The organism is Gluconacetobacter aggeris (assembly GCF_014174395.1).
GTDB classification, from domain to species: domain Bacteria; phylum Pseudomonadota; class Alphaproteobacteria; order Acetobacterales; family Acetobacteraceae; genus Gluconacetobacter; species Gluconacetobacter aggeris.
This window is the reverse complement of the sequence record NZ_JABEQD010000021.1, coordinates 1-24,126: the sequence shown is the minus strand read 5'-3', so window position 1 is coordinate 24,126 and position 24,126 is coordinate 1. Positions and strand designations below refer to the sequence as shown.

Sequence of the window (24,126 nt, the reverse complement as noted above, 5' to 3'; positions counted from 1 at the left end):
CCGCCCGGTGGTGTCGATCGAAGAGGCTCTATGGGGCCATGGTTTTAACTCTGTGTCATTTCTCAATCTTGGACATCCCGAGGTCGCTGAGGCATAGCTATGCAGCATGACCGCAACGCCTGTTTCCGGAGCGTCGAATGAGTGACAAGAGCTTCCTGAGCATCCTGACCGGATCTTTCTCCACGCCTTGCGCCGACAACCCGACGGTTGCCATGATCGAGGCCGCCTATCGCCATCATGGCATCGATGCCCGCTACATCAATTGCGATGTGAAGCCCGACAATCTCGCCGATGCCGTTCGGGGCGCGAAGGCGATGGAATGGGTCGGGTTCAATTGCTCGCTGCCGCATAAGGTTGCGGTCATCCAGTATCTGGATGCGCTGTCCGAGGCCGCGAAGATTATCGGCGCGGTCAATTGCGTGACCATCCGCGACGGCCGGCTGACCGGTGACAATACGGACGGCAAGGGCTTCCTGGCCTCGCTCAAGGAGGTGACCGATCCGCGCGGCAAGACGGTCCTGCTGCTGGGTGCTGGGGGTGCTGCCCGGGCGATTGCCGTGGAACTGGGCCTTGCCGGCACCGCGCATATCACGGTCGTCAATCGCGACCCGGCGAAAGCCGAAATCATCGCGGCGCTGGTGCGCGACAATACCGGAAGCGACGCGGCCGCCATGCCGTGGGACGGCGCGGTACGCATCCCCGAGGATGTCGATATCCTGATCAATGCCACCTCCATCGGGTTGGGCGACAAGGATGCGCTGCCGCCGATTGCGCTGGACAGCCTGAAGAAAGGACACATCGTCGCCGACGTGATCCCGAATCCGCCCAGGACGCACCTGCTGCGCGAGGCGAAGGCGCGTGGCTGCACGCCACTCGACGGTCTTGGCATGCTCGTCAACCAGGGGGTGATCGGCGTGGAATTGTGGCTGGGCAAAACGCTTGATGCCAGCGTCATGAAACGCGCGCTGCAGGATATTTTTGGCTCCGCCGACTGATGTGAACGACGACGGCGGCTGATCGCGAAGGCCATCGGCTGCGCGCCGACCGTTGGGGAAGGGCTGTCATGCGCTCATTTCTCTTCCCCCGGGGGCATTTTGCCCCCATCAAACGGGCTGGTCGATCAGCGCAAGGAAAGCCTCCCCTGCTTCAGCACCTGGACAGCCTGCTGCACCATTACGGCTACGGTATCGTGACCCTGGCCGTCCTGCTGGAGAGCATGGGCATTCCCATCCCTGCTGAAACCTGCATCATCACGGCATCGCTCTATTGCCTCAAGACGCATCATCTGGCCATTCAGGGCGTCGCGCTGGCCGCCATTGCCGGCGCCGTCATCGGTGACAATTTCGGCTACATGATCGGACGGCATTTCGGCCTTCCGCTGCTCGAGAAACATGGTGCGCGCATCGGCCTGACGTCCGAACGGCTGGTTCTCGGGCGGTACCTGTTCAGCCATCATGGCAGTGCCATCGTCTTCCTGGGGCGCTTCGTCTCGCTGCTGCGTGTGTGCGTGGCGCTGCTGGCCGGGGCATGCAACATGCGCTGGCGGCGCTTCATGCTCTTCAATACCCTGGGCGGTACGTGCTGGGCGGGCGGTTATGCCCTGGGTACCTATCTTCTCGGGCGCAAGATCTCGCAACTGTCCGGTCCGACGGGCATGGCGATCGGAATCGCGACGATCATCGGCCTGTTCTTCTCGGGACTCTTCCTGAGGAAGAATGAAAAGCGATTGACGCAGTTGGCGCTGAAGGAAGACGCCATGCTTTCCGCGCGGCCGGGAGCATAATCGAACGCCCGGTCCGGCGTCTGGTTTGATCCGACGAGGTCGAAAGTTTTCGTTATTTTTTCGTTTTTCAAAAATATGGGAATGGAGGAAACAAACGGGATTTTCCGTGATCGTGAACGCCTGCCGATCATTGGGAATTTTTAAGGATTGTCTCAAATATCGAGACAAATGAGCGTGTTAGAGCGTGCTGAGTCTTGAAGAACTCATTACGATGAGTCGCTCTCCAGAGAACCTGATGCACCACATAATGTTGGGGGTGGTGTTTCCTCTGGAGCATGATCGGATGGCAGGTTTATTCAGGCCCCGAAGGGCCTCGGAATGGGCAACGTGCGCGGTTGCGGTACTGCTCATTGTTCTTGGACTTCCCCTGGTGATCATGGGGACCGAGCTGGCCCTGCTTGGTGGGTCGCTTTACTATATCCTGGCAGGAATAGCCATTGTTGCAGGTGGCATCCTCATGCTGAGAGGCTCGGTTGCCGGGGCCCTGCTGTATCTGCTGGCGTGGCTGCTGACCTGGCCCTGGGCCTTGTGGGAGGTCGGGTTTGATGGCTGGGCGCTTCTGCCGCGCCTGCTGGGACCGACGCTGATTGCCGTTCTTGTGGTGCTGACCATTCCGGTTCTGCGCCACCTTCAGAAAATAGCCATGGCAGAGAAGGACATCGCGTGATGGCGACGCTCAGTCCCGCTGCTGCCACGGCATTGTACGGATTCATGCTTCTTTCCGCAGCGGCAGGCATGGTACCGGCTCGGGCCCAAAGCGCGTACAGGGAGGCCCCGCCCCGCTTGAGTGAGGCGGATGCATCCGAACAAAAAGAAGGTAAGGGATTAGCGGCTCCGTCGTCCTTTGTGCCGCAGGCGCCCGGGGTCAATGCCGCGAATATTCCCGGTGAGCCGCGGGGGGGGGCCGGTGAGGCGACGCCTGCCGTCGGGCAGATCGGCAGCCATCCGGCGCATGATGACTGGCCTGCCTACGGGCGGGACACCGGCGCCACGCGCTTTTCCCCGCTGGAGCAGATCACGCCCCGGAATGTCGGGCAGCTCGCACGCGCATTCATCTATCATACCGGCAGCAAGCCGGCGCCGGGTCAGGTGAACAAATGGGCCGCCGAGACCACCCCCATCAAGGTGGGCGACGGGCTGTATATGTGTACGGCCATGAATGACATTGTAAAGCTGGACCCGGAAACCGGAAAGGAGGTCTGGCGGCATAATGCCGGCGTGAAATATGCCAGTATTCCCTATGCGGCGGCCTGCAAGGGGGTTGTGTATTATACCGCGTCGACTGTGCCGACGGGGCAGTTGTGCCATAACCGAATCCTCGAAGGCACGCTGGACATGCGTCTGATCGAGGTCGATGCCGATACCGGCAAGTTGTGCGAAGGCTTCGGCGATCACGGACAGGTCAGCCTGATGAAGGGCATGGGGGAGGTGGCTCCGGGCTTCGTGTCCATGACGGCGCCGCCCCCGATCGTGAACGGCGCGATCGTGGTGAATCATCAGGTGCTGAACGGCCAGCGCCGCTGGGCGCCCTCGGGCGTGATCCGTGGCTATGATGCCGAAACGGGGTGGTTTCTGTGGGCCTGGGACGTCAACCGTCCGGGCGATCATGGTGAACCCGCGGAAGGCCAGCATTACAGCCGCGGCACGCCTAATTCCTGGGCTCCCATGACGGGCGACGATGGGCTGGGGCTTGTCTACGTCCCCATGGGCAATGCGGCCGTCAATTATTACTCTGCCATGCGCTCGCCGGAGGAGAACAGGGTTTCGTCCGCGATCGTGGCGCTGGATGTGAAGACCGGTTCGCCGCGCTGGGTGTTCCAGACCGTGCATAAGGATGTCTGGGATTACGATGTCGGCTCGCAGCCGATCATGATCGACTTCCCCGGCCGGGACGGCCCGGTGCCGGCCCTGGTGGTGCCGACCAAGCGCGGCCAGACCTTCGTGCTCGATCGTCTCGACGGCAAGCCGATCCTGCCGGTGGAGGAACGTCCGGTTCCGGTGGAGACCGACGTGGAGGGCGATCCGCGTTCGCCCACGCAGCCCTGGTCGGTCGGCATGCCGCGCCTGGGCCTGCCGGACCTGAAGGAGAGCGACATGTGGGGCATGTCCCCCATCGACCAGCTCTTCTGCCGCCTGCAATTCCGCCGTGCCAAATATGAGGGCGAGTTCACGGCCCCAAGCGTCGACAGGCCGTGGATCGAATTCCCCGGTTATAACGGTGGCAGCGATTGGGGCAGCATGGCCTACGATGCCAGGAGGGGCGTGCTGATCGCCAACTGGAACGTGACCCCGGTCTATCAGATCCTGACCCGCAGGAAAGCCGATGGCCTGATGCCGGCCGACGATCCCAGCTTCAGGGCCGGTGGCGGGACCGAAGGCAAAGGTGCCCTGGCCGACACGCCCTATGGCATCATGGCTTCGCCGTTCTGGAACCGGTACACGCGCTTGCTGTGCAGCAAGCCGCCCTATGGCATGATCACGGCGATCGACATGCACACGCGCAAGGTGCTGTGGCAGCATCCGCTGGGCAGTGCCCGGGCCAACGGCCCGTGGCGCATTCCCACCTATCTGCCGCTGACGATCGGCACGCCCAATAATGGCGGGCCGGTGGTGACGGCCGGCGGCGTGGTGTTTGTCGGTGCCACCACCGACAACATGCTGCATGCGTTCGATGCCAAAAGCGGCAAGGAACTGTGGAACGACGTGCTGCCGGGCGGTGGACAGGCCACGCCCATGACGTATGAGTACAAGGGCAGGCAGTATGTCGCCATCATGGCGGGCGGGCATCATTTCATGAGGACCCCGGTCAGTGATGCGCTGGTGGTTTACGCCCTGCCTGGCAACAAGTGAGGCTGGAGCCTTTTCAGCGAGCCCTGGTTCGCTGAAAGCGGGGCTCTGCCCCGCACCCCGCCAAAGGCGGCGCCTTTGGAAACCATTCGTTTGGGATCAAGACGCATCATCCGGCCATCATTATCGGCGCCGTCATCGGTGCTCTCTGTTTGGCCATCAGGGCCGTGCCATCGTTTTCCTGGGGTGTCCTGTCTCGCTTCCGGACGGGTGTGCATGGGAATCGTGGCGATTTCCAGTCAATATTTCTAAAAATCCTCCCGGAAAGACTGAAGCTTGTCGTCTCCATTCAGGAATGGCGATGCAGCCGCATATCATCCCAAAAAATACAGAAACCGAGAGATGGAAAGGGATTTTTCAGCCATGCGCGCTGCGCCTCCCTCAAGCTTTTGCGGAGGCGCATCTCGCCGATGGTGCGCATTGTCCGACAGGGCGCGCACTTTATATTGAACTGTCTTTTTGTAATCAGTCCTTTTTCGGATGAACCCGATGGTCCACAAAACGTTGGAATGATGTTTTGTTCGGAGCATTGATGGATGGCGGGTTTATACAGACCTCGAAGGGCCTCGGAATGGGCGACGTGCGCGGTTGCGGTACTGCTCATTCTTCTTGGGCTTCCCCTGTTGATCATGGGTGCTGAGCTGGCCCTGCTCGGTGGGTCGCTTTACTATGTCGTGGCGGGCGCTGCCATTATCGCCGGCGGTATTCTCATGCTGATGGGCTCGGTTGCCGGGGCCTTTCTGTATCTGCTGGCATGGCTGCTGACCTGGCCGTGGGCCTTGTGGGAGGTCGGGTTTGACGGCTGGGGGCTTCTGCCGCGCCTGCTGGGACCGACGCTGATTGCCGTTCTTGTGGTGCTGACTATTCCCGTTCTGCGCCGCCTTCAGAAAACATCTTTGGCACAGAAGGGAATTGCGTGATGCCCAGGACGGATCTTTCTGCCGCCACGGCATTGTGCGGCCTCGTGCTTCTGTCCGCGACGGCAGGCATCGCGCCGGCTCGGGCCCAGAGTGCCTACAAGGAGGCCCCGCCCGGGCCGGGAGATGCGGATGCGCCCGGGAAGAAACCCAGTGACAAATTTGCAGGCCCGTCGCCTTTCGCGCCGCAGGCGCCCGGGGTCAATGCCGCGAATATTCCCGATGGACCGCCGGCCGGGCCCGGTGAGGCCACACCTGCCGTCGAGCAGATCGGCAGCCATCCGGCGCATGATGACTGGCCTGCCTATGGGCGGGATACCGACGCTACGCGCTTTTCCCCGCTGGAGCAGATCACGCCCCGGAATGTCGGGCAGCTCACGCGCGCATTCGTCTACCATACCGGTAGCAAGCCGGCGCCGGGCCAGGTGAACAAATGGGCCGCCGAGACCACCCCCATCAAGGTGGGCGACGGGCTGTATATGTGTTCGGCCATGAACGACATCGTGAAGCTGGACCCGGCGACCGGCAAGGAGGTCTGGCGGCACGAGGCCGGCGTGAAATATGCCAGCATTCCCTATACGGCCGCCTGCAAGGCGGTGGTGTATTACACGTCCTCGACCGTGCCGGAGGGGGAGCCCTGCCATAATCGAATCCTCGAAGGCACGCTGGACATGCGGCTGATCGAGGTCGATGCCGATACCGGCAAATTGTGCGAAGGCTTCGGCTATCACGGCCAGGTCAACCTGATGAAGGGCATGGGGGAATCCGTTCCGGGCTTCGTGTCCATGACGGCGCCGCCCCCGATCGTGAACGGCGCGATTGTGGTGAATCACGAAGTGCTGGATGGCCAGCGCCGCTGGGCGCCCTCGGGCGTGATTCGTGGCTATGACGCCGAAACGGGGAAATTCCTGTGGGCGTGGGACGTCAATCGCCCGGACCAGCATGGCGAGCCCGCGGAAGGCCAGCATTACAGCCGCGGCACGCCCAATTCGTGGGCGACCATGACGGGCGACAATGCGCTGGGCCTTGTCTATGTCCCGACCGGCAATTCGGCCGCCGATTATTATTCCGCCATGCGCTCGCCGGAGGAGAACAAGGTTTCCTCCGCGATCGTGGCGCTGGATGTGAAGACCGGTTCGCCGCGCTGGGTGTTCCAGACCGTGCATAAGGATGTCTGGGATTACGATATCGGCTCGCAGCCGACCATGATCGACTTCCCCGGCCAGGACGGCCCGGTGCCGGCGCTGGTGGTGCCGACCAAGCGCGGGCAGACCTTCGTGCTCGATCGCCGCGACGGCAAGCCGATCCTGCCGGTCGAGGATCGCCCGGCGCCGCTCGCGACTGATGTGCAGGGTGATCCGCGTTCGCCCACGCAGCCCTGGTCGGTCGGCATGCCGCGCCTGGGCCTGCCGGACCTGAAGGAGAGCGACATGTGGGGCATGTCGCCCATCGACCAGCTCTTCTGCCGCCTGAAATTCCGTCGCGCCAAATATGAGGGTGAGTTCACGGCCCCCAGCGTCGAGAAGCCGTGGATCGAATATCCCGGCTATAACGGCGGCAGCGACTGGGGCAGCATGGCGTACGATCCGAAGACGGGTGTGCTGATCGCCAACTGGAACGTGACGCCGATGTATGATCAGCTCGTCACGCGCAAGAAGGCCGATGCGCTGGGCCTGATGCCGATCGACGATCCCAACTTCAAACCCGGCGGTGGCGGGGCCGAAGGCAATGGCGCCATGGCCGACACGCCCTACGGCATCGTGGTTTCGCCGTTCTGGAACCAGTACACGCACATGATGTGCAACAAGCCGCCCTATGGCATGATCACGGCGATCGACATGCACACGCGCAAGGTGCTGTGGCAGCATCCGCTGGGCAGCGCCCGGGCCAACGGCCCGTGGGGTGTGCCGACCTATCTGCCGCTGACCATCGGCACGCCGAACAATGGCGGGCCGGTGATTACGGCCGGTGGCGTGGTGTTCGTTGCCGCTACGACCGACAACATGCTGCATGCGTTCGATGCCAAAAGCGGCAAGGAACTGTGGAACGACGTGCTGCCGGGTGGTGGCCAGGCGACGCCCATGACGTATGAGTACAAGGGCAGGCAGTATGTCGCCATCATGGCGGGCGGCCATCATTTCATGATGGCGCCGGTGAGCGATGCGCTGGTGGTTTACGCCCTGCCTGACGGCAAGTGAGGGCTCTTTCGCGGGGCTCTGCCCCGCACCCCGCCAAAGGCGGTGCCTTTGGAAACCATTTGTTTTCTTAACGAATTGGGGTCAAGGGGCCGACTGGCCCCTTGCGGGTTCGGGCGGAGCCCGACCTTCTCCCGCCCGCCGGCGCAGGCCGGACACGATCCGTTCCAGCCCCACGATGCCGCCGATCGCCACCACGCCGAGGGCAAGCTCGTGGCGGGCATGCGGATCGACCGCCATGGCGACGAGGACGGCGGCAAGGCCCGCCAGGGTCAGGAGCGCGGCCCGGCGCCCGTCTCGCACCAGATACAGCCGGGCGAGGACGATCATCATGTTGCCCGCGATGATGAAGACGCCGACGACGCTGATCAGGAACGCGAAGACCAGGGTGGGTGAAAGGATGGCCGAGGCCGCGACGGCGGCGCTGGCGGCGGCCACGCACAGAATGGCCCGGTGCGGAATGCCGCTGGCCGGGGCGGTGGCCCTGAGCGTGGCGGGCGCGTTTCCGGCGACGGCGACATCGCGCAGAATCCGGGACGACGCGTAGAGGCCGGAATTCAGCGTGGAGAGAACGGCCGCGAGAATGACGATGGTCATCAGCGTATCGGCGAAGGGGATGCGCAGCGCGTCCAGCACCTGGAGAAAGGGCGAATGGCCGGGGGTAATGCTCTGCCATGGCAGCAGGCAGAGGATGACGGCGATCGAGGACAGGTAGAAGCCCAGCAGGCGGATGGCGATGGTGCGGGCGAGGCGGGCGATGTTCTTCTTCGGCTGGTCGGAATCCAGCGCCGCGATAGTGCCGATCTCGGTGCCGGCCATCGAGAAGAGGACGATAGGTACGGCGCTGAGAATGGCCACGCCGCCATGTGGAAACAGGCTGCCGCCGAGGAACGCGGCGTGGGGCACATGATGGCCCGTGGCCAGCGCGATCACCCCGATGAGGATGAAGATCACCACGGCGGCGACCTTGGTGAAGGACAGGCAATATTCGGTCTCGCCATATCCGCGCACCGAGGCGAGGTTGAGCGCGGTCATGCTGCCCAGCACCAGCAGTTCCAGCAGCCAGTACGCTAGCGGCACCAGCGGGGCGAGGAGCGAGGCGGCGGCCATGATTTCCGCCGCCAGCGTGGTGATCCAGACCAGCAGGTAGGTCCAGCCCATGACGAAGCCGTAGCGCGGGCCGAGGATATGGCCGACCTGGCTGACGAAGGACCCGCGATGCGGTGTGCGGCCCAGCAGGTCGCACAGGATCAGGTTGACGAAGAAGATCAGGATGCCGGCGAAGGCATAGGACAGCAGTACCGCCGGCCCCGCCATGGCGATGGCGCCCGAGGAGCCGATGAAGAAACCCGCCCCCATGACGCCGCCGAGCGAGATCATGGTGATATGGCGAATGCGCAGCGATGCCGCCGGTGTGGAGTCGATGCTGCCTGGCGCCACGTCTTGTCCTTTCCGTTGTCCGGGCGCCGCCCGGCCCGGGTACGGGGCATCCGGCTTCAGAACATGTGCCGGATTCGTATCAGGATGCGAACAATGGCGCGATTGTCCATATTGTTTTAGGACCGATATGGTAGGGCAGCGTGCCGGGGTCAATTGCGTACTGTCGGCCGGTGGGCTGGCGGCCCATTCCTGACCAGGGCCAAGGCGGCGATGGCGACCGACCTGCCCGCCGGCCACGGTGCCGAAGAGCGTGGCACTGACCAGCCCCCTGCATCAAGGCCGGCATGATGAAGCTCAGGATCAGGAAAGCGAACCCGTCCATCGCATAGCCGGCGGCGGAGCCCGCCACGCTGGCCCATGGACGCCGGACGGCGAGTGTCATGTGAAGCCGTTGCTGTGCATGCCTGTAACGGTAGGATGGGCGGGGTAGGTGGAGACGTGCTGGCTTCTGTTCTTTTTTGAAAAAAGAACCAAAAAACTTTTGATCTGCTCAGGATTTTTTCTGTGTCACGTGCTGGATCTGAACGGATCAGAGGTCTTTTTGCTTCTTTTTTCGTAAAACAAGAGAAGGGACTTTTTCCACGTCAGACCGGCGCCGTTCCAGCAATGTGCGGGCCAGCGCCGTGACGGGCAATGGCAGGCCGCGGGCAAGGGGCCAGGCGATGAGGGCGGATGGGATATCGCTTTCGGCGTGGGTCAGCGGGGCTATTCGAGACAGTTTCTCAGACCGTGAACTGTTCCGCCAGAATCCGTTCGGACAGGCTCTGGTCCGCGTCGAACAGAAGGGTGGCGTGGAGGGTGCGGTCCTCGGCGATCTCGACCCGCACCACGTCGCGGACTTCCGTGAAATCGGCGACGGCCGCGACGGGGCGTTTCTCGCTTTCCAGGATCGTCAGCGTCACCCGCGCGGTGGAGGGCAGCAGCGCGCCGCGCCAGCGCCGGGGACGAAAGGCGCTGATCGGGGTCAGGGGCAGGAGATTGGCCGAGAGCGGGACGATCGGCCCGTGGGCGGACAGGTTGTAGGCGGTCGACCCGGCGGGGGTGGCGACCAGCACGCCGTCGCAGATCAGTTCCGGCATACGAACCCGGCCATCGACCTCGATCTCGATCTTCGCGGCCTGTCGGGTCTGGCGGAACAGGAACACGTCGTTCAGGGCCAGGGCCCTGGTCTCGACACCCGCGCGGTCGACCGAGCACATGCGCAGCGGGTGCAGCGTCGCGGCCTGGGTGTGTGCCAGATGGGCCGGCAGGTCGTCGGGCAGGGACGGATTCATCAGGAACCCGACCGATCCGCAATTGATCCCGTAGACCGGCGTCGGCTCGCCCAGCATGCTGTGCAGCGTCTCCAGCATGAAGCCGTCGCCGCCCAGGCAGATGACGGCATCGGCGTCCGGCGGGGCATATTGGCCGTAACGGGCGACCAGCTCGTCCTGCGTCCGGCGGGCGGCGTCGTTCGGGGCCGAGATGAAGCACAGGCGGCGCGGCGCGCCACTGCGGGGCCAGACGGGGGGATGGACTTCGGTCATCGCACGGTCGCGGCCGGGTGGAGCGTTGTCACGTAGTCAGAGCCTGACCGGAAATGTGGGCAGGCGAGCGAGAGCGGCCCGCAAGGACCGCGCCCGGCGTGGGTTTCCGGGCATCGGAGCGAAGCGCAGGAAACGCGCGTCGGATTGCCGCCAGCGCGCATGTCCGGTCAGGCTCCCAGGCGGCGATGGGCCAGCACGGGCATGCCGGCACGGACACGCTCGACCTGGTGGAGGGTCAGGGTGGCCGTGGCCCAGCCGATGCCGTTCGACGCCTGGGTGACGATCGTGCCCCACGGGTCGATGATCATGGAATGGCCGTAGGTCCGCCGGGCATGTCCCCCCGCATCGATATGGGTGCCGGTGGTGCCGCAGGCCACGACCCAGCACTGGGTTTCGATCGCCCGGGCGCGCAGCAGCGTGGCCCAGTGGGCCTCGCCGGTCTCGGCGGTGAAGGCCGCCGGCAGCACGATCACGTTCGCGCCGCGCTTGCGCAGGGCCAGGAACAGTTCAGCGAAGCGCAGGTCGTAGCAGATGGCCAGCCCGGCGGTGAACGCGCCCACCGGGACGGTCACGACGTCCTCGCCCGGGGCGTAGGTGTCGCTTTCGCGATAGCCTTCGCCGCCGGGGGTGGTGATGTCGAACAGGTGGATCTTGCTGTAGCGTGCCCGTTCCACCCCGTCGGGGCCGAAGACGAGGCTGGTATTCAGCAGCTTGCCGCCATATCGCTGGCCGATCGAGCCGCCATGCAGGGTGATGCCGTGCGTGCGCGCGGTCTCGGAGAGGAAACGATAGAGCGGGCCGGTGCCGGCCGTGGTGCCGGGGGCGGGCAGTTCCTCGGCATTGGCGAACTTGGTTTCGGCCGCGCCGCCCAGGCAGCTCCAGATTTCCGGCAGCACCACCAGCTCGGGCCGGTCGGCGGCGACGGCGGCCGCGATCAGGTCGCTGGCCTGGGCGATATTGTCCGGCAGGGACGCGCCGGGGGCCATCTGGACGACAGTGGTGCGCACCTGACACTCCGTGCGAAAGCGGACGCGGCCGGCCGGCCGATCCATGGTCTCGAGCCGCCTTTTATAAGGTGCGGGCCGACCCGCCCGCAACTGCCGCCCGCTCCCGAGGGTGGTTTTCGGTGTCGGCATCTTCGATGCGGCCGGCATCCGGTCTATGCTGGGCCTTCGCTGTCCGGAGTGACCATGGCCGCCTCTTCGTCCCGTTTCGTGATCTACGCGGCCCTGGGGGGTAACCTGCTGGTCGCGGTCGTCAAGTTCGTCGCCGCCTTCACGACCGGCAGCGCCGCGATGCTGAGCGAGGCGATCCATTCGTTGATCGACACCGGCAACCAGATGCTGCTGCTGGTGGGCCTGCGCCGCGCCGCGCGCCCGGCCACGCCGCTGCATCCGTTCGGCTACGGGCTGGAGCTGTATTTCTGGACCTTCGTGGTGGCGCTGCTGATCTTCGGCCTCGGGGCCGGCGTCTCGGTGATCGAGGGTGTCAGCCGCATTCGTCATCCCCAGCCGATGGATCATGTCGTTGTCAATTATGTGGTGCTGGCGCTGGCCATCCTGTTCGAGGGTTCGGTGTGGCTGGCGGCACTGCGGGAATTCCGGCGCAACGGCAAGGGCCGGCGCGGCTGGATCGAGGCGGTGCGCCACAGCAAGGACCCGACCGTCTTTACCGTGCTGTTCGAGGATACGGCGGCGCTGTGCGGCCTGCTGGTCGCGCTGCTGGGCAATATCCTGGCGGAAACGCTGGATCTGCCGATGCTCGACGGCGTGGCCTCGATCCTGATCGGTATGATCCTGACCGTGACCGCCGCCTTCCTGGCGCGGGAAACCCAGTCGCTGCTGACCGGGGAGGGCATGGCGGTGGAATCCCAGGCCAAGGTCCGGGCCCTGGCCCTGCGTGAACCGGGTGTGCTGGGGCTGAACGAAATGCGCTCGATGCATTTCGGCCCGTCGGATGTGCTGGTGGCGTTGAGCCTGGATTTCGACAACGGGTTGAGCGCCGGGCAGGTGGAACGGTCAGTCTCTCATATCGAGGAACAGATCCGCGCGGCGGTGCCCGAGGTGACGCATGTGTTCATCGAGGCGCAGGATGCGTCGGCGCGGATGGCGAAAGGGCGGCAGTAGGAGCCAGATGATACGAAAGAATGGAAGCGGATAGGAAGGTGCGCTTGGGGCACCCGAATTGAGACGGCAGAGTTCACTTGACGGAAAACTGTGCCATGTCCAATTTGACGTGGATAGCAACCATTGGTGACGGAGGAAGCAATGCTAAAATCAGTTTCGGCGCGCTCAATCCTGAATGCATTCAATGAATTGCTTGATCTGGGCGTCCCCGCAAGAGATTACCCTATCTCAACAGCTGACGATATCGCATCATCGGCGTGGAAGGCGACGGGGGAATCAATGCGCCATTCAATGAATCAGATTGATGCCGAAATCGGACGTGTCTCCCATCCCCTCATCAATCACTAATCCGGCTCATATACCGCAGACGCCGATCTATGGCCCCCTTCCTTCCGGGGCGGGCGCGATCATGATGGCTGCGCAAAAGACCGTCACCGGGCCTATTCCGGCATCCGAAGAAATGTCTGGGTATTAAGGAGGTCAGAGAAGACCTCCCGGACAGAATTATGTCGATGGCGGAGAAAAACTCTGAAGCTGAAAGAAAGATGCGCTTGAGAGCGCAAGTGTTCCAGTTTTGCGATGCACTGGTGCAGCGCATATTTGCGCTTTCAGCTTTCTCTATTGCTATGTATTGCACATATCTTCTTGCAATATCCGGGCATGATAATGCGGCCATCGCCGTTGGGAGTTCAACGGCGATAACGGTTGTTGGAAGTTTCCTTTATCGGGAGATCAAGGTAAAGGCGGCCAGGGAGGGCACGGGCCTCTCCAATCCCCATCATGGCGACCAGGCATAAATGCCGCTGCAATATGCGGATATCCGCCACAGTAGGATGGCGCGCGCCAAGCGTCTATTCGATGAGCTGAGGGTGCTCCCGAACGATTGAAAGTCTTTCTGCTTCTTTTCAGAAGACAAAATGAAGGCTCTTACTCGCCCGTCACGAACGACGCCGCCGGGTAACCCTGCGCGAACAGCAGCGCACGCAGGCTGGCATGGTCCACCCGGTTGCCGATGGCCGCGCGGACGATCGGCTTGGCGTGGAAGGCGATGCCGAGGCCGGCGTCCTTCAGCATGGCCAGGTCGTTGGCGCCGTCGCCCACGGCCATGGTGGCGGCGGGTTTCAGGCGCCCGTCTTCGGCCAGGCGGCGCAGATGGGCCAGCTTGGTGTCGGGGCCCAGGATCGGCTCGCCGACCGTGCCGGTCAGGATGCCCTTCTGGATTTCCAGCACGTTCGCATGATGTTCGGTGAAGCCGCACAGGGCCGCGACGCGGCCGGTGAAGAAGGTGAAGCCGCCGGACACCAGGGCGGTGCGGGCGTTGCGGGCGCGCATGGTGGCCACCAGTTCGCGCGCGCCTTCGTTGAGGCGGACATCCTTCCACGCGGTTTCCAGCAGGGTGGCGGGCAGGCCGGCCAGCAGGGAGACGCGCTCGCGCAGGGCGGCGGCGAAGTCGATCTCGCCGTTCATCGAGCGGCGGGTGATCTCGGCGATGCGCTCGCCGATGCCGGCATGGGCGGCCAGGTCGTCCAGCGTCTCGTTGGCGACGATGGTGCTGTCCATGTCGGCGACCAGAAGCCCTTTGCGTCGTCCGCGCGAACGCGTCAGAAGGACGTCGATCTGGCGCGGGCCGAAGACGGCGCGCATCGTGTCCAGCGTCGGCATGCCCGGATGGGGCGCGGGGCTGGGAATATCCACGGCCTCGCCGGGCGAGAGGATGACGGGGACGCCGCCCTTCACCATGTCCCGCGCGGCGCGGGCATCGGCGTCGGTCAGGGTCGTGGCGTCGCGGCGGGCGACGAGCGTGATGGTATGGGACAGCGACATGACGAACAGGCGTGTGACAGGGAAGGCGGCATGACGCAAGCGGTGGATCTGTCGCAACGGCCGGTGGTGGTGATCGCGGGGCCGACCTGCTCGGGCAAATCGGCGCTGGCGCTGGCGGTGGCGCGCGTGACGGACAGCGTGATCATCAATACGGACTCGATGCAGGTCTATCGCGACCTGCGGGTGCTGACGGCCCGGCCGACGCCGGAGGAAGAAGCGGCCGTGCCGCACCGTCTGTATGGTGTGCTGCCCGCGCACGAGACCGGCAGCGTCGCCTGGTGGCGCGCCCGCGCGATAGCGGAAATCGAGGCGGCATGGGCTGAAGGGCGGTTGCCGGTGCTGTGTGGTGGCACCGGCATGTATATGCGCGCGCTGACCGATGGATTGACCGACATTCCCGACCCCGGTGCCGAAGCCCGGGCCGAGGCGCGCCGGCTGGTCGAGGAAGAGGGATCGGCGGCGCTGCATGCCCGGCTGGCGGCGGTCGATCCCGAAAGTGCGGCCGCGCTGCGCCCCTCCGACAGCCAGCGCGTGGCCCGCGCGTGGGAGGTCTGGTCGGGCACCGGGCACGGCATGGCCCATTGGCGCCGGGCCGCGACGCTGCCGCCTCTGGCCTGTCACCGGGTGGCGGTGCGGCTGGAGCCGCCGCGTGATGCGTTGCGGGCCGCCATCGCGCGGCGCTTCGCTGCGATGCTGGGGGCCGGGGCGCTGGAGGAAGTGCGGGCGCTGCTGGCGCAGGACCTGTCCCCGGCCCTGCCGGCGATGCGCGCGCATGGCGTGCCGGAACTGGCGGCCCATCTGCGCGGGGAGCTGACATTGGAGGAGGCCGCGGGCCGCGCGGTGCTGGCGACCGGGCGCTACACGCGGCGGCAGACGACCTGGTTTGCCCATCACAGCCTGGCGGATGCGGCCGATACGCGGGTGATCGACACGCGGATTGGCAATGATGCGCAACAAATGGAAAGAAATTACGGCAACGTCATTTCTTTTATTCTAAACCGGATTGACGCGGGCCGTCAGTTTCCCTAAACCCAGCCCACATTCCGTCCGGAGGGGGCCTTGTGGCCCCGCGTCAAACACGCCGGACGGAGGAGCAGGGACATGAACGCGACACCCAACCGGAACGACCTGAAGCCGAACACGCGTGGCCACGGAGCGGATATCGTCCTCTCCGGTGCCGAGGTTTTGCTTCGCGTTCTCGTCGAGCAGGAGGTCGATGTCATCTTCGGCTATCCGGGTGGCGCGGTGCTGCCGATCTATGACGCGCTGTTCAAGCAGAACGCGGTGCGTCACATCCTGGTGCGGCACGAGCAGGCGGCGGTCCATGCGGCCGAGGCCTATGCGCGCTCGACCGGCAAGGTCGGCGTGGTGCTGGTCACCAGCGGCCCGGGGGCGACCAATGCCGTGACCGGCCTGGTGGACGCGCTGATGGATTCCATCCCGGTGGTGTGCTTCACCGGGCAGGTCGGCGTGCCGCTGATCGGCACCGATGCGTTCCAGGAGGCCGACACCACGGGCATCACCCGTCAGGCCACCAAGCATAATTACCTGGTGAAGAACCCGGCCGATCTGGCCCGGGTGGCGCATGAGGCCTTCCACATCGCCCGCAGCGGCCGTCCCGGCCCGGTGGTGGTGGACCTGCCCAAGAACATCACGGTGGGTTCCGCGCCCTATGCCCCGGCATCGCGCGCGCCGCATCCGTCCTACCGTCCGCGCACCGAGCCGGAGCGCGAGGCGGTGGTGCGCGCCGTCGCGGCCATGAAGCGTGCCCGCCGGCCGCTGTTCTATACCGGTGGCGGCATCATCAATGCGGGCCCGCAGGCCAGCGAGGCGCTGGGCCGGCTGGTGCGCAAGACCGGTTTCCCCTGCACCTCGACCCTGATGGGGCTGGGCGCCTATCCGACCACCGACCGGCAGTTCCTGGGCATGCTGGGCATGCATGGAACCTACGAGGCCAATCTGGCCACCCATGGCTGCGACGTGCTGGTTGCGCTGGGTGCGCGGTTCGACGACCGGGTGACCGGGCGGCTGGATGCGTTCTCGCCGGATTCGTTCAAGATCCATGCCGATATCGAGCCCTCGCAGATCAACAAGATCGTGCAGGTCGACGTGCCGATCGTCGGCGATGCCGGCCGCGTGATCGAGATGATGCTGGAGGAATGGGACCGCCAGGACGGCGCGCCCGATCCGGCGGCGCTGGGTCAGTGGTGGCAGCAGATCGATGCCTGGCGCGGTATCCGCAGCCTGCATTTCGAGCAGGACAGGACGCCTTCGGCGATCATCCGGCCGCAATATGCCGTCCGCCGGTTGTATGAGCTGGCGATGGAAACGGGGCGCGACACATTCGTGTCGACCGAAGTGGGCCAGCATCAGATGTGGGCCGCGCAGCATTTCCAGTTCGACCGGCCGAACCGCTGGCTGACCTCCGGCGGGCTGGGCACCATGGGCTACGGCCTGCCGGCGGCGGTGGGGGCGCAGGTCGCGCATCCCGACGCGCTGGTGATCGACATCGCGGGCGAGGCCTCGACGCTGATGAACATCCAGGAACTGGGCACCATCGCCCAGTACCGCCTGCCGGTGAAGCTGTTCATCCTGAACAACCAGTATATGGGCATGGTCCGCCAGTGGCAGGAACTGCTGCATGGCTCGCGCTATTCCGAAAGCTACAGCGCCGCCCTGCCGGATTTCATCCGCCTGGCCGAGAGCTTCCATGCCAAGGGCATGCGCGCGACCTGCGTGGGCGAGCTGGACGACGTGATCCGCGCCATGCTGGCCGAGCCCGGCGCGGTGGTGGCCGATATCTGCGTGGCGCAGGACGAGAACTGCTATCCGATGATCCCGTCCGGCGCGGCCCATAACCAGATGCTTCTGGGCCCCGAGCAGGAAGGTGAGGTGAAGGTCAGCGCCGAGGGCCGCATGCTGGTCTGATCCGACGCCCTTTCGCCCCCGGCCCTTCCGGCCGTCTCCCTTGATATATACCGGCAGCGGGGTTCGCCCCGTGCCGGGCCCTGTTCAGGAATTCTCATCATGACCATGCAGGACGAGACGATTGTCTCCGCGGTCATCTCCATTCTGGTGGAAAACGAAAGCGGCGTGCTGGCCCGCGTGATCGGGCTGTTTTCGGGCCGCGGCTACAATATCGAAAGCCTGACCGTGGCGCCGGTCGAGCAGTCGCGCCACCAGTCGCGCATCAATATCGTGACCTCCGGCACTCCGCAGGTGATCGAGCAGATCAAGGCCCAGGTGGGGCGGCTGGTGCCGGTCTATCGCGTGGCCAACCTGACGCAGGTGGGGCCGCATGTCGCGCGTGAAATGGCGCTGGTGAAGGTCGTCTCGAGCGGCGAGGCCCGGACCGAGGCCCTGCGCATTGCCGAGGCCTTCCGCGCGCGCGCGGTGGATACCACCGCCACATCCTTCGTCTTCGAGCTGACCGGTGCGACCGATAAGCTCGATTCGTTCATCGACCTGATGCGTCCGCTCGGCCTGGCCGAAGTCTCCCGCACGGGCGTGGCCGCGATCATCCGGGGGCCCCGGACGATCTGACCGCAGGTCTTTCATTCTTTCTTTGTTTCAACAGGAGGTCTTATCATGCGCGTGTATTATGATCGCGACGCCGACGTGAACCTGATCAAGTCCAAGAAGGTCGCGATCATCGGCTATGGCAGCCAGGGCCACGCCCATGCCAACAACCTGAAGGATAGCGGCGTCACCGAGATGGTGATCGGCCTGCGTCCGGGTTCGTCCGCCGTGGCCAAGGCCGAGGGCGCGGGCTTCAAGGTCATGGACCCCTCCGCCGCCGCCGCCTGGGCCGACGTCGTGATGGTGCTGACGCCGGACGAGGGCCAGGGTGCGCTGTACAAGGAGCATCTGGAAGCCAACCTGAAGCAGGGTGCGGCGCTGGCGTTCGCGCACGGCCTGTCGATCCATTTCCGCATCATCGAGGCCCGTCCGGACCTGGACGTGTTCCTGATCGCGCCCAAGGGCCCCGGCCACACGGTGCGTTCGGAATATCAGCGTGGCGGCGGCGTGCCCTCGCTGGTCGCCGTGGCGCAGAACGCGTCGGGCAATGCGCTGGAAATCGCGCTGTCCTATGCCTCGGCCAATGGCGGCGGCCGGGCCGGCATCATCGAGACGAGCTTCAAGGAAGAGGTCGAGACCGACCTGTTCGGCGAGCAGGCCGTGCTGTGCGGCGGCCTGGTCGAGCTGATCCGCGCCGGCTTCGAAACGCTGGTCGAGGCCGGCTACGCTCCCGAGATGGCGTATTTCGAGTGCCTGCACGAGACCAAGCTGATCGTCGACCTGATCTATGAAGGCGGCATCGCGAACATGAACTACTCGATCTCGAACACGGCGGAGTATGGCGAATACGTCACCGGCCCGCGCATCGTGACCTCCGAGACCAAGGCCGAGATGAAGCGCGTCCTGACCGATATCCAGGATGGCACGTTCGTGCGCAACTTCATCCTGGAAAACCAGTCCGGCAATGTCGGCTTCAAGGCGATCCGCGCCCGCAACAACGCCCACCAGATCGAGCAGGTCGGCGAGAAGCTGCGCGCGATGATGCCGTGGATCGGCAAGAACGCGCTGGTCGACAAGACCCGTAACTGATCATGAGACAGGCCGGGCGGGTGATTGCACCTGCCCGGCCGTAATCTTCTTTTGTCTTCCGAAAAAGAAGCAAAAAGATTTTTGATCTGTTCAGGGACATCATGTGTCCCCAGCATGAGGCTCCTGAACGAATCAGGAGTTTTTTGGTTCTTTTTTGCAAAAAAGAACAGAAACCCTGCCGGAATCCATCGAAAGGACTGTGTGATGCACGCCGTCAGCACACGATGGGCGACCATGGCCGATCTTCCGGCATTGGGGTCGCTGATCGCCCTGTCGATCGAAACCTTGCAGGCGGGATTCCTCACCCCCGAACAGATCGCGGCCAGCCGGGCGATCATGGGGCTGGACACGCAGTTGGTCGTCGACGGCACCTATCTGGTGGCCGAAAAGGACGGCGAGATCGTGGGATGCGGCGGCTGGAGCCGGCGTGCGACGCTTTATGGCGGCGATCACAGCACCAGCTTGCGCGACCCGCAGCTTCTCGACCCTGCCCGTGACGCCGCGAAGATCCGTGCGATGTATACGCACCCGCGTTGCGCGCGGCAGGGTATCGGCCGTGTGATCCTGTCGGGGTGCGAGCAGGCAGCCCGTGCCGCTGGGTTTTCGGCGGTGGAACTGATGTCGACGCTGAGCGGCCAGCCGCTTTATGTGGCGAGCGGTTATCGGCCCGTTGAAACGGTCGAAGCGATCGTGAACGAGGTTGCTGTTCCGCTGGTCCGGATGCGCAAGCATGTTACCGCGTAAGGGCTCTTTCATGCCGGCGGAGAGTGGGAATAAGCTTGCCCGGCTCAGTCAATAAGGACATCCCCATGACCGATTACGTCATCGCTCAGCCGCCTCAGCCCAGCCTGTCCGTCACGGGGACCGATGCCCGTTTCCCGGTGCGCCGGATCTGGTGCGTCGGCCAGAACTATGCCGAACATGCGCGCGAAATGGGGAGCGATCCGGATCGGGCGCCGCCTTTCTTCTTCGCCAAGCCGGGCGATGCCGTTGTTCCTGGTGGCGGGGTGCTGCCCTTTCCGGTCAGGACCGCCAATCTGCATTATGAAGTCGAGCTGGTGGTGGCGATCGGCACCGGCGGGCGGGATATCCCGGTGGATCAGGCGCTGTCGCATGTCTATGGCTATGCGCTGGGCCTGGACATGACGCGCCGCGACCTGCAGGCCGAGGCCAAGAAGGCCGGTCGGCCGTGGGCGCTGGCCAAGGGGTTCGATCAATCCTGCCCGATCGGGCCGGTGGCGCCCGTGGCTGTGATCGGCCATCCGGAGCGCGGGCCCATCACCCTGTCGGTGAACGGGGTGGTCCGTCAGCAGGGTGATGTGTCGGACATGATCTGGCCGGTCGCCGATATCGTCTCGCAGCTTAGTGGCTTCGTCGAACTGGCGCCGGGCGATCTGATCATGACCGGCACGCCGGCGGGCGTCGGTGCGGTGCAGCCGGGTGACATGCTGCATGCAAGCTGCGTCGGGGTCGGCACGCTGGATGTGACCTACGGCGCTGTCTGATCGGCCATGATGCCGCCCGGCGCCAGCAGGTCGCCGATGAACAGCGCGATCTTCTGCGAGTGGGCGGTGCTGACGGAGTGGATGGCGTAGAAGGTGACCGTGTTCGGTTCCCAGGCTTCCATCACCGTCAGCAGCCGTCCGGTGCGCCCGGCGGCGATCTGGACGAGGCCTGCGCCGTTGCGGCAGTTAAGGAGGTCTCGCCCCGGTTTCAATGATCGGTGTCATGAAACCGGCCGCGCGAGGGGCGGGGCTGTCATGTGCCAGCGCGTCTCCAGGCCCTTGTAACAACGTCTCATTATCCCCATCTCGACCTCAGTGTGGTGTGCCGTTGCCTTATGAAGGGATGGCACCCTCAGCTTCAGGTCGCCTGAGTGAAAGGGACATGGGATTATGAATATCGAGAAATTTACCGAACGGTCGCGCGGGTTCCTCCAGGCCGCGCAGACGATCGCGGTGCGTGAGTACAATCAGCAACTGACGCCCGAACATCTGCTGAAGGCGCTGCTGGACGACCCGGAAGGCGCGGCGTCCGCGCTGATCCGCGCTGCCGGTGGGCAGGCGCCGGCCATCCAGGCGGCGGTGGAGGCCGCGCTGGCCAAGCTGCCCCGCGTGCAGGGTGGTGGGGCCGGTCAGCCCCAGGCCACGCCCGATCTGGTCCGGCTGCTGGATGCGGCGCAGAGCGCGGCGCAGAAGGCGGGTGACGAATATGTGGCGCAGGACCGCCTGCTGGTGGCCATTGCCGCCTCGGACACGCCGGCCGGCCGCGCGCTGCGTGAGGGCGGTGCGACGCCGCAGGCGCTGGACAAGGCGGTCGCCACCATCCGCAAGGGCCGTACCGTGACCAGCGAGAACGCCGAAGCCAGTTTCGACGCGCTGAAGAAATATGCCCGCGACGTGACCGAGATCGCCCAGCAGGGCAAGCTGGACCCGGTGATCGGGCGCGACGAGGAAATCCGCCGCGCGATCCAGGTGCTGGCCCGGCGCAGCAAGAACAACCCGGTCCTGATCGGTGAGCCCGGGGTGGGCAAGACCGCGATCGTCGAAGGGCTGGCCCTGCGCATCGTCAATGGCGACGTGCCGGAGGCGCTGAAGAACAAGCGGCTGCTGTCGCTCGATCTCGGCGCGCTGGTGGCTGGTGCCAAGTTCCGGGGCGAGTTCGAGGAACGGCTGAAGGCCGTGCTCAAGGAGATCGAGAGCGCCGAGGGGCAGGTGATCCTGTTCATCGACGAGATGCACACGCTGGTGGGGGCCGGCCGGACGGATGGCGCGATGGATGCGTCCAACCTGATCAAGCCGGAACTGGCACGCGGCACGCTGCATTGCATCGGCGCGACCACGCTGGATGAGTACCGCAAGTATATAGAGAAGGATGCAGCCCTGGCCCGGCGTTTCCAGCCGGTCTATGTCGGCGAGCCCTCGGTGCCCGATACGATCTCGATCCTGCGCGGCATCAAGGAGAAGTATGAGCTGCACCACGGCGTGCGGATCACCGACAACGCGCTGGTGGCGGCGGCGACGCTGTCCAACCGCTATATCACCGACCGTTTCCTGCCCGACAAGGCGATCGATCTGGTGGATGAGGCGGCCAGCCGCCTGCGTATGCAGATCGACAGCAAGCCGGAGGAGCTGGACGAACTCGACCGCCGGCTGATTCAGTTGAAGATCGAGCGCGAGGCGATCCGCAAGGAAGAGGATGCCGCCAGCCGCGAGCGGCTGGTGAAGCTGGAAGCCGAACTGGCGGAGATCGAGGAAAAATCGAACGCCATGTCGGCGGCCTGGCATGCCGAGAAGGACCGCGTGAATGCGATCCAGAAGCTGAAGGAACAGCTCGACCAGGCGCGGTCGGATGTCGAGGTCGCCCAGCGGCGCGGCGATCTGGGCCGGGCGTCGGAGCTGATGTACGGCGTTATCCCCAATCTGGAGGGGCAGATCGCCAGCGCGCAGGAGGCGAATGAGAGTGCCGCTGCCGGTGCCGGGCTGGTCAGTGAGGCCGTGACCGAACAGGGCATCGCCTCCGTCGTGTCGCGCTGGACCGGCGTGCCGGTGGACCGCATGCTGGAAGGCGAGCGGGCCAAGCTGCTGCGGATGGAGGACGAACTGCGTCGCAGCGTGGTGGGCCAGGAGCCGGCGCTGAAGGCGGTGGCCAATGCGGTGCGGCGCGCGCGTGCCGGCTTGCAGGACCCCAACCGGCCGATCGGCTCGTTCCTGTTCCTCGGCCCGACCGGTGTGGGCAAGACCGAGCTGTGCAAGGCGCTGGCCCGCTTCCTGTTCGATGACGAGAAGGCCCTGCTGCGCATCGACATGAGCGAGTTCATGGAGAAGCATGCGGTCTCCCGCCTGATCGGCGCGCCTCCGGGCTATGTCGGTTACGAGGAAGGCGGCGTGCTGACCGAGGCCGTGCGGCGCCGGCCCTATCAGGTGATCCTGTTCGACGAGGTGGAGAAGGCGCACGAGGATGTCTTCAACGTCCTGCTCCAGGTGCTCGATGACGGGCGGCTGACGGACGGGCAGGGGCGGACGGTCGATTTCCGCAACACCATCATCGTCCTGACCAGCAATCTGGGGTCCGATGTCCTGGCCCATCTGCCGGACAATGAATCCACCGATATGGTGCAGGCCGAGGTCATGAAGGTGGTGCGCAATCACTTCCGGCCGGAATTCCTCAACCGGTTGGACGAGATCATCCTGTTCTCCCGTCTCCAGCGGGCGGACATGACGCGGATCGTCGATATCCAGATCGGACGCCTGCGCAAGCTGCTGGACGACCGGCATATCGAGCTGGATCTGGACGAGCCCGGGCATCTGTGGCTGGCCGAGGAAGGCTACGATCCGGTCTACGGCGCGCGTCCGCTGAAGCGGGTGATCCAGCGCACGTTGCAGAACCCCCTGGCGGGGCTGCTGCTGGATGGCACCATCCATGATGGCGAGCGCGTCCAGGTGTCGGCCGATGACAAGGGGCTGACCATCAACGGCCGGTCGATAGCCGAAGACTGACCGGTTGGCGGGGCGGCGCAATCCAATGTGCCGCCCCGTTCAGGGCTTTTCGCGGCTCTGACATGGAAAAGCAGAAAAAAGTTCATTTTCTTATCCACGCTTTGTCCACAGAAGGGTGTGGGCTCCCGGTTGGGTGGGCCGGTTTTCCGCGAAAAACAGGGTGTTTTGGGGCTGTTTTGAAGCGCGTTGACATCCCCCCCCGATCTCCGTAAAACCCGCCTCACCGAACGGCACTGCCGCTTCGAACCGGTCTTTGACAATAGAATAATGGAATGGAAGGGATATGTTGGCGGCGTTCTGACGGCCTGTGAGAATGGGTTGTTAGGGGTTGGTTTTATCTGGGTTTAGCCTGGGTTTGATT

At 64.6% G+C, this 24,126-nt stretch carries 22 protein-coding genes; 17 read left to right on the top strand and 5 right to left on the bottom strand.

Translation table 11 applies throughout. The features are described 5' to 3' along the window. Window positions 1–137 precede the first annotated feature (137 nt). The 7 genes from aroE to HLH36_RS18370 all read left to right on the top strand — a co-directional run bounded on the left by aroE (window position 138) and on the right by HLH36_RS18370 (window position 7,745). Window positions 138–995, top strand: a complete 858-nt coding sequence (aroE, locus tag HLH36_RS18400) for a shikimate dehydrogenase (RefSeq protein WP_182987743.1) — start codon at window positions 138–140, stop codon at window positions 993–995. Between the two features lie 68 nt (window positions 996–1,063). After that, entirely contained in the window at window positions 1,064–1,783 is a 720-nt protein-coding gene (locus HLH36_RS18395; protein ID WP_182987742.1) for a DedA family protein, read from the top strand. 184 nt (window positions 1,784–1,967) lie between these two features. Next, entirely contained in the window at window positions 1,968–2,450 is a 483-nt protein-coding gene (locus tag HLH36_RS18390) for a glycerol dehydrogenase (protein WP_408871916.1), read from the top strand. Then, window positions 2,450–4,633 carry a pyrroloquinoline quinone-dependent dehydrogenase gene (locus HLH36_RS18385; RefSeq protein WP_182987741.1) on the top strand — a complete coding sequence of 728 codons (2,184 nt, stop codon included), beginning with the start codon at window positions 2,450–2,452 and terminating at the stop codon, window positions 4,631–4,633. The genes HLH36_RS18390 and HLH36_RS18385 overlap by 1 nt, the downstream gene beginning before the upstream one ends. Before the next feature lie 298 nt (window positions 4,634–4,931). Next, entirely contained in the window at window positions 4,932–5,114 is a 183-nt protein-coding gene (locus HLH36_RS18380) for a hypothetical protein (protein ID WP_182987740.1), read from the top strand. A gap of 52 nt (window positions 5,115–5,166) precedes the next feature. Beyond that, a complete protein-coding gene (locus HLH36_RS18375) occupies window positions 5,167–5,550 on the top strand; it encodes a glycerol dehydrogenase (RefSeq protein ID WP_182987739.1) in 384 nt (127 codons plus the stop codon). After that, window positions 5,550–7,745: a pyrroloquinoline quinone-dependent dehydrogenase gene (locus HLH36_RS18370; protein ID WP_182987738.1), complete on the top strand. Its 2,196-nt coding sequence runs from the start codon at window positions 5,550–5,552 to the stop codon at window positions 7,743–7,745. Before HLH36_RS18375 ends, HLH36_RS18370 begins: the two co-directional genes overlap by 1 nt. An 81-nt stretch (window positions 7,746–7,826) precedes the next feature. On the opposite strand, the gene HLH36_RS18365 is transcribed toward HLH36_RS18370, so the two are convergent. From HLH36_RS18365 to HLH36_RS18355, 3 genes are all read right to left on the bottom strand, one after another. Continuing rightward, window positions 7,827–9,182, bottom strand: a complete 1,356-nt coding sequence (locus HLH36_RS18365; RefSeq protein ID WP_338030488.1) for an amino acid permease — start codon at window positions 9,180–9,182, stop codon at window positions 7,827–7,829. 722 nt (window positions 9,183–9,904) lie between these two features. Next, window positions 9,905–10,708 (bottom strand): NAD kinase, encoded by an 804-nt coding sequence (locus tag HLH36_RS18360; protein WP_182987737.1) that lies wholly within the window; start codon window positions 10,706–10,708, stop codon window positions 9,905–9,907. Between the two features lie 167 nt (window positions 10,709–10,875). Continuing rightward, on the bottom strand, window positions 10,876–11,715 hold the full coding sequence (locus HLH36_RS18355) for a nitrilase-related carbon-nitrogen hydrolase (protein ID WP_182987736.1): 840 nt from the start codon (window positions 11,713–11,715) through the stop codon (window positions 10,876–10,878). A gap of 183 nt (window positions 11,716–11,898) precedes the next feature. Here HLH36_RS18355 and HLH36_RS18350 point away from each other — a divergent pair, with 183 nt between their 5' ends. The 3 genes from HLH36_RS18350 (at window position 11,899) to HLH36_RS18340 (ending at window position 13,631) form a co-directional block, all read left to right on the top strand. Beyond that, window positions 11,899–12,834: a cation diffusion facilitator family transporter gene (locus HLH36_RS18350; RefSeq protein WP_182987735.1), complete on the top strand. Its 936-nt coding sequence runs from the start codon at window positions 11,899–11,901 to the stop codon at window positions 12,832–12,834. Between the two features lie 126 nt (window positions 12,835–12,960). Beyond that, window positions 12,961–13,182 (top strand): hypothetical protein, encoded by a 222-nt coding sequence (locus HLH36_RS18345; RefSeq protein ID WP_182987734.1) that lies wholly within the window; start codon window positions 12,961–12,963, stop codon window positions 13,180–13,182. Between the two features lie 164 nt (window positions 13,183–13,346). Beyond that, window positions 13,347–13,631: a hypothetical protein gene (locus HLH36_RS18340; RefSeq protein WP_182987733.1), complete on the top strand. Its 285-nt coding sequence runs from the start codon at window positions 13,347–13,349 to the stop codon at window positions 13,629–13,631. 130 nt (window positions 13,632–13,761) lie between these two features. On the opposite strand, the gene serB is transcribed toward HLH36_RS18340, so the two are convergent. Then, window positions 13,762–14,658, bottom strand: coding sequence for a phosphoserine phosphatase SerB (gene serB / locus HLH36_RS18335; protein ID WP_182987732.1), 897 nt, complete (start codon window positions 14,656–14,658; stop codon window positions 13,762–13,764). Between the two features lie 30 nt (window positions 14,659–14,688). On the opposite strand from serB, the gene miaA reads away from it, so the two are divergent. The 6 genes from miaA to HLH36_RS18305 all read left to right on the top strand — a co-directional run bounded on the left by miaA (window position 14,689) and on the right by HLH36_RS18305 (window position 20,771). Beyond that, window positions 14,689–15,687 carry a tRNA (adenosine(37)-N6)-dimethylallyltransferase MiaA gene (gene miaA / locus HLH36_RS18330; protein ID WP_182987731.1) on the top strand — a complete coding sequence of 333 codons (999 nt, stop codon included), beginning with the start codon at window positions 14,689–14,691 and terminating at the stop codon, window positions 15,685–15,687. A 72-nt stretch (window positions 15,688–15,759) separates the two neighbouring features. Next, complete coding sequence (gene ilvB / locus HLH36_RS18325; protein WP_182987730.1) at window positions 15,760–17,586, top strand: biosynthetic-type acetolactate synthase large subunit; 1,827 nt, start codon at window positions 15,760–15,762, stop codon at window positions 17,584–17,586. A gap of 105 nt (window positions 17,587–17,691) precedes the next feature. Further along, entirely contained in the window at window positions 17,692–18,201 is a 510-nt protein-coding gene (gene ilvN / locus HLH36_RS18320) for an acetolactate synthase small subunit (protein WP_408871917.1), read from the top strand. A gap of 45 nt (window positions 18,202–18,246) precedes the next feature. Further along, entirely contained in the window at window positions 18,247–19,266 is a 1,020-nt protein-coding gene (gene ilvC, locus HLH36_RS18315) for a ketol-acid reductoisomerase (RefSeq protein WP_182987728.1), read from the top strand. A 234-nt stretch (window positions 19,267–19,500) separates the two neighbouring features. Next, window positions 19,501–20,010 (top strand): GNAT family N-acetyltransferase, encoded by a 510-nt coding sequence (locus HLH36_RS18310; protein ID WP_246377031.1) that lies wholly within the window; start codon window positions 19,501–19,503, stop codon window positions 20,008–20,010. Between the two features lie 65 nt (window positions 20,011–20,075). Next, on the top strand, window positions 20,076–20,771 hold the full coding sequence (locus HLH36_RS18305; RefSeq protein ID WP_182987726.1) for a fumarylacetoacetate hydrolase family protein: 696 nt from the start codon (window positions 20,076–20,078) through the stop codon (window positions 20,769–20,771). On the opposite strand, the gene HLH36_RS18300 is transcribed toward HLH36_RS18305, so the two are convergent. Continuing rightward, on the bottom strand, window positions 20,756–20,983 hold the full coding sequence (locus HLH36_RS18300) for a type 2 periplasmic-binding domain-containing protein (protein ID WP_182987757.1): 228 nt from the start codon (window positions 20,981–20,983) through the stop codon (window positions 20,756–20,758). The two genes, HLH36_RS18305 and HLH36_RS18300, sit on opposite strands and share 16 nt — an antisense overlap. A 178-nt stretch (window positions 20,984–21,161) precedes the next feature. Here HLH36_RS18300 and clpB point away from each other — a divergent pair, with 178 nt between their 5' ends. Then, window positions 21,162–23,765 carry an ATP-dependent chaperone ClpB gene (clpB, locus tag HLH36_RS18295; protein ID WP_182987725.1) on the top strand — a complete coding sequence of 868 codons (2,604 nt, stop codon included), beginning with the start codon at window positions 21,162–21,164 and terminating at the stop codon, window positions 23,763–23,765. Window positions 23,766–24,126 lie beyond the last annotated feature (361 nt).